The organism is Flavobacterium sp. LS1R10, assembly GCF_003968825.1.
In the GTDB taxonomy this organism is placed as follows: domain Bacteria; phylum Bacteroidota; class Bacteroidia; order Flavobacteriales; family Flavobacteriaceae; genus Flavobacterium.
This window is the reverse complement of record NZ_RYDH01000002.1, coordinates 454,091-462,765: the sequence shown is the minus strand read 5'-3', so window position 1 is coordinate 462,765 and position 8,675 is coordinate 454,091. Positions and strand designations below refer to the sequence as shown.

Annotated in this window: 11 protein-coding genes; 7 read left to right on the top strand and 4 right to left on the bottom strand. The window is 36.1% G+C overall.

All coding sequences use genetic code 11. The features are described 5' to 3' along the window. Positions 1-69 precede the first annotated feature (69 nt). Together EKL96_RS14675 and EKL96_RS07125 are read left to right on the top strand one after the other, a co-directional pair. Entirely contained in the window at positions 70-318 is a 249-nt protein-coding gene (locus EKL96_RS14675) for a DUF6943 family protein (RefSeq protein ID WP_410503640.1), read from the top strand. An 83-nt stretch (positions 319-401) separates the two neighbouring features. Continuing rightward, positions 402-1,355: a Fic family protein gene (locus EKL96_RS07125; protein ID WP_126460103.1), complete on the top strand. Its 954-nt coding sequence runs from the start codon at positions 402-404 to the stop codon at positions 1,353-1,355. A gap of 107 nt (positions 1,356-1,462) precedes the next feature. Here EKL96_RS07125 and EKL96_RS14290 read toward each other — a convergent pair whose 3' ends face one another. From EKL96_RS14290 to EKL96_RS07110, 4 genes are read right to left on the bottom strand one after another with little or no spacing between them, the layout of a single operon-like run. Next, on the bottom strand, positions 1,463-1,639 hold the full coding sequence (locus EKL96_RS14290) for a hypothetical protein (RefSeq protein ID WP_199736810.1): 177 nt from the start codon (positions 1,637-1,639) through the stop codon (positions 1,463-1,465). Next, positions 1,626-1,904 carry a hypothetical protein gene (locus EKL96_RS07120; protein ID WP_126460100.1) on the bottom strand — a complete coding sequence of 93 codons (279 nt, stop codon included), beginning with the start codon at positions 1,902-1,904 and terminating at the stop codon, positions 1,626-1,628. Before EKL96_RS07120 ends, EKL96_RS14290 begins: the two co-directional genes overlap by 14 nt. 4 nt (positions 1,905-1,908) lie before the next feature. After that, positions 1,909-2,313 (bottom strand): DUF5675 family protein, encoded by a 405-nt coding sequence (locus EKL96_RS07115; protein WP_126460097.1) that lies wholly within the window; start codon positions 2,311-2,313, stop codon positions 1,909-1,911. Between the two features lies 1 nt (position 2,314). Beyond that, positions 2,315-3,070, bottom strand: a complete 756-nt coding sequence (locus EKL96_RS07110) for a hypothetical protein (RefSeq protein WP_126460094.1) — start codon at positions 3,068-3,070, stop codon at positions 2,315-2,317. A 1,212-nt stretch (positions 3,071-4,282) separates the two neighbouring features. On the opposite strand from EKL96_RS07110, the gene EKL96_RS07100 reads away from it, so the two are divergent. The 5 genes from EKL96_RS07100 (at position 4,283) to EKL96_RS07080 (ending at position 8,664) form a co-directional block, all read left to right on the top strand. Continuing rightward, positions 4,283-4,807 (top strand): hypothetical protein, encoded by a 525-nt coding sequence (locus EKL96_RS07100; RefSeq protein WP_126460088.1) that lies wholly within the window; start codon positions 4,283-4,285, stop codon positions 4,805-4,807. 78 nt (positions 4,808-4,885) lie between these two features. Beyond that, a complete protein-coding gene (locus EKL96_RS07095; protein ID WP_126460085.1) occupies positions 4,886-5,233 on the top strand; it encodes a helix-turn-helix domain-containing protein in 348 nt (115 codons plus the stop codon). After that, positions 5,233-6,525 (top strand): type II toxin-antitoxin system HipA family toxin, encoded by a 1,293-nt coding sequence (locus EKL96_RS07090; protein WP_126460082.1) that lies wholly within the window; start codon positions 5,233-5,235, stop codon positions 6,523-6,525. The genes EKL96_RS07095 and EKL96_RS07090 overlap by 1 nt, the downstream gene beginning before the upstream one ends. A gap of 9 nt (positions 6,526-6,534) precedes the next feature. Further along, positions 6,535-6,714, top strand: a complete 180-nt coding sequence (locus EKL96_RS07085; protein WP_126460079.1) for a hypothetical protein — start codon at positions 6,535-6,537, stop codon at positions 6,712-6,714. 165 nt (positions 6,715-6,879) lie between these two features. Then, positions 6,880-8,664 carry a DUF885 domain-containing protein gene (locus tag EKL96_RS07080; RefSeq protein ID WP_126460076.1) on the top strand — a complete coding sequence of 595 codons (1,785 nt, stop codon included), beginning with the start codon at positions 6,880-6,882 and terminating at the stop codon, positions 8,662-8,664. Positions 8,665-8,675: the final 11 nt, after the last annotated feature.

The following is an 8,675-nucleotide window of genomic DNA, read 5'->3' as shown; positions in this document are numbered from 1 at the left end:
ATTTTGCGGACTTGTTTCATAGGCTAAAATTAAGATTATTTCTTAACTTAATGTGATGGCTAAGTTAGCATGTCCAGTTTATGGAAAGCAAGATTCTGGCACCAATCGTTAGTAGGGTCCGTAATTCCATTTTTACGAATTGACGATTTCAAAAATGATTTTAGCTCAAAAGTAAATGAAATGCTGGAGGAACACGAGCTGCACAAAAAACAAATTCAGGCGTTGAGGTTGTTGGAACAAAAAGAGGATCAATTCCAGAAGAATATTGTACTCATAAATGAAATGAAACGGGTTATATTGTTGAGGTATTGTAAATAAAAAAAAAGCAATTATAAAATTACGATACTATTGGAAAATAACCGTAAAAAAATTACTTTTGATACTATCAAATGATAGCATCAATGAAACCTCCTTACGACATAACGCCGAATATTTTAAAACTGATACGTTCTATTTCCGAAAAGATTGGAGAAGTAACCGCTACGTACCTCAGCAAACAATCTCCTCAACTTCGAAAGCAGAACAGAATTAAAACCATTCATTCGTCGCTTCAAATTGAAGGGAACACTTTGACAGAGGAACAGATAACCGCTTTAATCGAAAACAAAAGAGTAATTGGTCCTGAAAAAGATGTAATTGAAGTAATAAACGCAATTAAAGTCTACGAAAAATTAAAAGACTATAGCTATTCCTCAGACAAAAGTTTCTTAAAAGCACATCAGGAATTAATGAAAGGATTAATCGACAGCGCGGGAAAATATAGAAAACAGGCTGTTGGAATTGTGAAAGGAACTAAAGTGGAACATATTGCTCCACCGCATGACAATGTCCCTTATTTAATGAAGGACTTGTTTGAATATCTCAAAGATTCGGAGGAACTGACTTTAATAAAAAGCTGCGTTTTTCATTATGAAATGGAATTCATCCACCCCTTTTTAGATGGTAACGGCAGAATGGGCCGATTGTGGCAAACCTTAATTTTAAGATCTGAATATCCGGTTTTTGAATACCTCCCATTTGAAACATTAATTAGTCAATCACAAACCGAGTATTATAATGCATTAGCGCTTAGTGATAAGGTCGGAAAATCTACTATTTTTATTGAATACATGCTTGGAGTAATTGACGAGTCTTTAAAAAGTCTACTCAATTACAACAATCGAATTTTACGGGATATTGACAGATTAGATCATTTTATTACACTTGGACTCAAAGAATTCACAAGAAAAGAGTACATGAATATCTTTAAAGATATATCATCTGCAACAGCAAGTAGAGACTTAAAAAAAGGGGTCGTACTGAATCTGTTTGAAATCGTAGGAACTCTGAACAAAACAAAATACCTGATAAAATAATTATTGTAAATATTATCCAATGTAAATTATCTAAACATAAAAAAAGCCTGATCTCGCGACCAGGCTTTCAAACAAATTCGGGAAAAGGTTACCACGCCAAACCCGAATTACTTCTTTTTAAATTTTGTCAATCCTTTTAAAAGGAGCGAAATTAGGAAACTAATAATAGCTCCAATTACCGCTAAGATAATCGTTTTTAGAATATCTTCAGAAACAATATTTGGCATGACACTCAATAAAGTTCCAGATGCGGTTCCGATTTGCAAGGTGTTATTTGATTCCATCTCTCGGTAAATTTTGATTGTCTTTTTTCAACCGGTTAACAAGGACCTGCTCTCGCTTGGCCTCATCATCAACAGTGATCTGGCTAATTACCGAAATGACTCCTCCCGCCAGGGCTGCGTAACCAGCGATACTGATAACGGCTACAGGTAACGCTACCGGAGCTGCAATGATACTTCCACTGATGGTCAATAAAGCCAATCCAATACTTCTCAAAACCCGGAAGAACTTCGGGGTAGGTGCTTTTGCACGTTCAACTATATTCATACTGCTACTTTTTTTTAGATTGGATTATTATTTTCACTTCTTCAGTATTAGCCAAAGCTTTATATACGATAGCCTTTATATTTTCTGACGCTTTTCGGGAAAAACTTCCTTTCCCTATTCCGGTGTGCAGTGTTACAGTTGCGATACAGCCCAATAACTCTTTCTTGGCGTCATTGGCGGGATGGATTAATATCAAATCTCTTCCCGGAACATTTTTCAAATGCAAGTGCCATTGGAACTTGGGGCTAAATCGTTTCTGCAAAACATATTCTCCTTCGGGAATACAAGAAATACGCTTTTGGTTTCCCAGCCAGGGCAATTCGATGGTATAACAAACTATTGTGCCGTTCCATTCCAAAACTCCTTGCGTTCCCTCAGGGAAATACGTTCTATTTAACACTAAAACCATCTTAAAGCCCGCTTACCTGAACCAAAGCCAATGGATTAAAAGATCCATTTTTCAACGGATACATTCTACCGTTTACCTCTTGAAAAAATTCAAGACCTAAAGCCAAAAACAATGGTTTTGTGCTGCCTGGAGTAACCGGATTGACATGATTGATAGCAACGGTTGGATTCGAATCCCAAGGTAGAATATCCGTTTCTGAAGTGGCAACTACAAAGGTTTCTGCTTCAAAATCAATTTCCGCACCTGCTGATATGATTTTGAAATGAGTAGTTCCACTAGCAGCCGCAATCATGTTCGCAGGAACAAACGGCAACAAATCAACCATAATATCACCCGTAGCACGGTCAATCGTCCCCACAAAAGGAGCAAATAAAGCAGTGCCCAGCTTTCCTCTAATGTTGAATTCGAAACCGGCAAGCAATTCTGCCTCACCATCAATAACATTTCGCAATCCACGTTCACTTACCATATCCGCCTGAATGACTTTAATCATAGATTGAGTCAATCGGCTTACCATTCTGCTATCAGCAGAATTAATGAGCAAAGTTCGCATTGCAGTTCGTAACGTTTTACCCGCCTTTCCTGCTCTTCCAAATTCGGCTCCATTCTCACGCGTTCTCTGGAACGCAGGATCGCTCGCAATTCTGCTTGCATCAATGCCGCCTTTTTCACGTGCTAAATGCCCATCTTTGGTTTTGTAAAAAGTAATATCGCCGATAGTACCTTTCAATTTAATTATGCCTTTCTGTCTTGCCATAATTCCTAAATTTTTAAATTAATTTTTCCTTTAAAACTCCCTCAATCATCATCCTGTTGCAACATCTTTCGATTGATTATGAAACAAATTTTAAGCTATTAAATCAGATAAAAAAGACGCTGCTGTTCCATATGTCACTTTATGACATAAATGGCAGAAACAGACACAAATACCCTTTTATAAGAATCAAAAATGGAATTGAATGGTGCTACTGAAGGAAAGGAAAAATTTATTATTTTTATAAAGTGCTAGAATTGAATCATAGAGGTTCCAAGTATGGTAAAGCCCACCCAAAGCTATAGATAGAGTATGAAAATCCAAAACAAGAGATTGTGTATCTACCCTAAGGACATACAACGCATAACAGGAAAGAGTTATCGCCAAAGCATTAGACTACTTCAAAAAATTAGAAAGGAGCTCAATAAGCTCCAAAATGAGTTTGTGTCAATCGAGGAATTTTGTCAATACACTAGCCTAAAAATTGAACAAGTTGAACCTTTGATAATTGGGTAGAAATTATACTTTAGGCTACTAAATTTTGAACCAATGCCTGTTCAAAAAAAAACGGTTAACCAGTTCAAAATATGATAATTAATCATTAATTCCAGCAAAAAAACACTTATCTTTGATAATTGAAATTTAGAACAATTTGCTAACATATTGAGAGGTGTCAGTTGAGGAGTCATTTAAAATAAAAGCTTTGCGAAGCCTTATTTTACGGCGCTTTAGAAAAACAAACAACTCCCTCTTTCTCCGCTGGTAGAAATACTAAACGAAGCAAACCCCTCTAAATCTTATGATTTAGAGGGGTTTTTTCATTTATACCCCCTCTGAAATATTCATTAATGCGTGTCCCTAAGGGGATAAATTCGGGTACCCGAAAACTCAAAACATTTGGGTAACCGATTTTTATCTCAGGCTAGAACACACAAGGCTTTTGAACATATTTGATAACATGTTCATTTGTTGAATAGCTGCATGTTTAATAACCTGTTTACTATTCAAACATCTTGTGTTGAAGTCTTTTTAGAATTAAATTTAAGTTTAACTTAAAGGCTACCGCAATGAAAACAAAAGTATCTATTCTCTTTTACGCAAAGAGAGCCAAAGCTAGTGTAAACGGTCTAGTACCTATCTACACTCGAATTACTGTAAATGGCTAAAGAATTGAATTGAGTAGAAACAGATAAATGGTCCACGGAAGCTGGCAAAATGAAAGGCACTTCTAATATTGTACCATATAAAGGTACTCCTCCAGTTGCAAGACCTATTGTAGTATATGGTGAATCCGAAGAAGTACTTATTCCTAAAATAGAAAGCATAATCGAGCACTACAAAATTTTTGATCTAAAAAACACCTGTATTTTAGAAAGAGATTATAACTTAAGGAATCTGTTATCTCGAAAAAATATAAAGGTAGAATCGGATTTCATTCTGAGTTTGAAAGGGTTGAAAAAAGAATGTGTGATTTGGTCAACATATATTCCTTTAGAATTTGAAAAAGAAGCATTTGAATTTGCATACACTATTATTACGAGGACATCAGGGGTGCTAATCATTGTAATTACTGAACAAGAGGTATGTAAAAAAGTTTTAGGCCTTTTAAATCAAGAAAGAATCATTTTCTGGGATAAAAATTCGGAAGACAAATTTAAATCCTTTTGTGAAGAATATGTACCGATGGAAATTTTAGATGAAGATGAAGACCAAAACATTCTTAATGAAATAGTCTTTTAAAGTTATTTATTGAGTTTTTCGTTAAAATTAGCTATATTTGTATGACACATCAGTCATTAAATCATAAATAACTACTTTATGAATGATACATCATACATGAACTGGATAGCAATGAGCGATAACGCTTTAGCACAAACCATCGGTGCTTTTGTTAAACACCATCGCTTATCGCAGAACAAAACGCAGGAAGAGGTTGCCGGAGCCGCAAATATAAGCCGTTCTACACTCAGCTTACTAGAAAAAGGGGGAACAATAACAGTCCCAACCTTGCTACAAGTATTAAGAGTATTAGACCTTCTCTATATTATGGAGGTTTTCAAGATACAAGAACAAATAAGTCCTATAGAGTTAGCTAAACTAGATCAGCAAAAAAGACAACGAGCGAGAAACAGTGACAATGATTCTAATAAAAAATCAGATTGGTAATGATAACAACGGCATTTGTTAAAATATGGAATGAAACGGTGGGAGCTGTTGCTTGGAATACAGAAACGGGAGTAGCTAGTTTTGAATATGAGGCAAAATTCTTGGCGAAAAACTGGGATTTAGCCCCATTAAAAATGCCTGCCAATAATGCTCGTGGACGTATTTTTACTTTCACAGAATTAAAAGAAATTAAAACATTTAAAGGACTTCCTGGATTGCTGGCAGATGTATTGCCAGATGATTATGGAAACCAATTAATTAACAGTTGGCTGGCCCAAAATGGTCGACCGGAAAACAGTATGAACCCTGTTGAAATGCTTTGCTTTATAGGAACCCGTGGTATGGGTGCGCTTGAATTTGAACCTTCCCAATTTAATGTCAATAAAAGAGCTTTTGATATAGAAGTGGATAGCTTGGTAGCCATCTCTCAAAAAATGCTGTACAAAAGAGAAGGTTTTACAGCCAATCTAAACCAAAACGAGCAAGAAGCCATGATGAACATCCTTAAAATTGGAACCTCAGCTGGTGGTGCTCGTCCAAAAGCCATTATTGCCTATAACGAAAAAACAGGACAGGTAAAATCCGGACAAACAAATGCCCCAAAAGGATTTGAACATTGGTTAATCAAACTTGATACGGTAAGCGATGTGCAGTTTGGTGCAAGTACTGGCTATGGTAGAATTGAAATGGCTTATTATCTGATGGCAAGAGCAGCCGGAATTGAAATGATGGAATGCCGTTTATACGAAGAAAATGGTAGAGCGCATTTCATGACGAAACGTTTTGACAGAGAAAATGGCGATCAAAAACACCACATACAAACGTTATGTGCAATGCAACACTATGACTTTAACCAAATAACGAGTTTTAGTTACGAACAGTTGTTTCAAACCATGCGTTTATTAAAACTACCGTATCCACAAGCGGAACAGTTATACAGAAGGATGGTGTTTAATGTAATAGCACGCAATTGTGATGACCATACAAAAAACTTTGCATTTCGACTAAAGAAAGAGGGTAATTGGGAACTTTCTCCTGCTTATGATATTTGTTTTGCCTATCGCCCTGATAGTGATTGGGTAAGTCAGCATAACTTAAGTATTAATGGAAAGAGAACCTATATTACCAGAGAAGATTTACTGACAGTAGCAAAATCAATGAATATAAAAAAGGCGAATACTATCATCCAGCAAATTGATCAGGCTGTGAAAAGATGGTACGAATTCGCTGAAGCCGCAAATGTGGAGAATAAAATGAAAGAGAGTATTGCTAGATCACATCTAATTTTATAAGTAAAAAACATGTTTGCAGACAAAGTAATACAAACACTTACAGAATGTGATAAAAATATACTCTTCTATTTTGATGCAGATGGATCAAAAAAAGAAGAATTAACCGCTATTGAAGAAGCCGGTATAAAAGTAATAGAAGTAAATCAAAACTATTTTGAGTTAAAGTACAAACTGGAAATGGTATTGTAAATAATAGCGCTTTGAGGACAAACTAAATAATTGCAATAGTTAAAAAAATAAAAAATAAATTAGCATATTGAAAAAAAAATTAACATAAATACCCTAATAGCAGCCATTTAATCGAAAGACTAATCAAGCGTGTAGTATTAAATCATTTTCTAAATAATCCTTAATATGAATAAATTAAAATCTCTTCTTAGAAAAATAGCAGTCCTGCTTTTTGTTTTCACCGGCACAATTGTAATGGCACAAAAAAACTCAAGCAATGCTAAATTCAGCAAATTTCTAGATAATTATTACGAAGAAGGCTTGCTATTAAACCCATTGACAGCTACACAAAGAGGCGACAACAGGTACAACGATTTATTTCCGAACGATATCGCTGAACCCTACCTAAAAAAACAACACGACTTTACCATCGTGTATCAAAAACAATTAGCATCGTTTGATAGAAACAAGCTGAATTCTTTTGATAAAATTTCTTTCGACATCGTAAGTCTCCAAATAAAGCAAGCCCTGGAAAGAGAAACATTCCATCTTGAATACATTCCCTTTAGCCAGTTTAGGGGCTATCCCAGTTCATTACCTTCTCTTGGTTCAGGAAAAAGTTCTCAACCATTTAAAACAGCGAAAGATTATGAAAACTGGCTCAAACGAATTGATGGTTTTACGATATGGGCCGATACTGCGATAGCTAATTTTAACAAAGGCGTTGCAATGAAAATGGTACTTCCCAAAGCCTTGGTGATTAAAATGATTCCGCAGCTGGAAGCTCAAATTGCGACAGATACACTTAAAAATATCTTTTATGAACCCGTTCGGAATATGCCAAGCTCCTTTTCTGCAAAAGAAAAGAAAGCGATACGATTGGCCTATCAAAAGGCAATCAACACTAAAATAATCCCTACTTACCGAAAACTGGCCGATTATTTAAAAAATGTTTATTTGCCAAAATCCAGAACCACATCGGGCTACAATGATTTGCCCAATGGAAAAGCAATGTATGAATATTTTGTTGGAGTAAACACCACTACCAATCAAACACCGGATGAAATTTACCAAACGGGACTTCGAGAGGTGGAACAGATTACTAAAGAGATCGATGACCTCAAGATAAAAATTGGCTTTCAGGGAGACCGAACTGCATTTTTCAATCATGCCCTGACTGATCCCTCCTTTTTTCCTTTCACCACTGACGAAGAAATATTGGAAAGTTACAGAGCCATCCTGCCCATCATAGAGCCGAAGCTGAAAAAATTATTCAATATTGTTCCCAAAACAGCCTTCGAGGTGAAGGCAATTGAAAAATTTAAAGCGGCGACGTCGGCAGCCAATTATGAAAGAGGCACAACGGACGGTAGCAGACCCGGTTATTTTAATGTTCCAATCGTTGACGCTACTAAATTCAATAAGTTGGGGATGGACAATCTTTTTATACATGAAGCAATTCCGGGGCACCATTTTCAATTGTCCTTACAGCAAGAGAATCAATCCATGCCTAAAATCAGAAAATTTGCTGGCTATTCCGTTTTTTCTGAAGGCTGGGCTTTGTATGCCGAATCATTGGGTGATGAACTAGGATTGTACACCGATCCTTATCAAAAATTGGCTGCCTACAAATCAGAATTATTTAGAGCGATACGATTGGTGACAGACGTTGGATTGCATACCGGAATAATGACAAGAGAAGAGTCAATCCAATACATGATGGAAAAAGGGGGGAGAGAGCAGCAAGCTTCTGTTTCAGAAACAGAAAGATATATGGCAATGCCAGGACAGGCGCTTTCCTATAAAACAGGGGAATTGAAAATTTCGGAATTGAAAGCCAAATACATCAAAAGCTTAGGCAGCAAGTTTGAAATCAAAAAGTTTCACGATGCCATTTTGCAGGTTGGTTCCGTGCCTTTAAATGTGTTTGAAACTTATATGGATAATTGGGCTTCTGAACAAAGTAACTAAGGAGAATATAA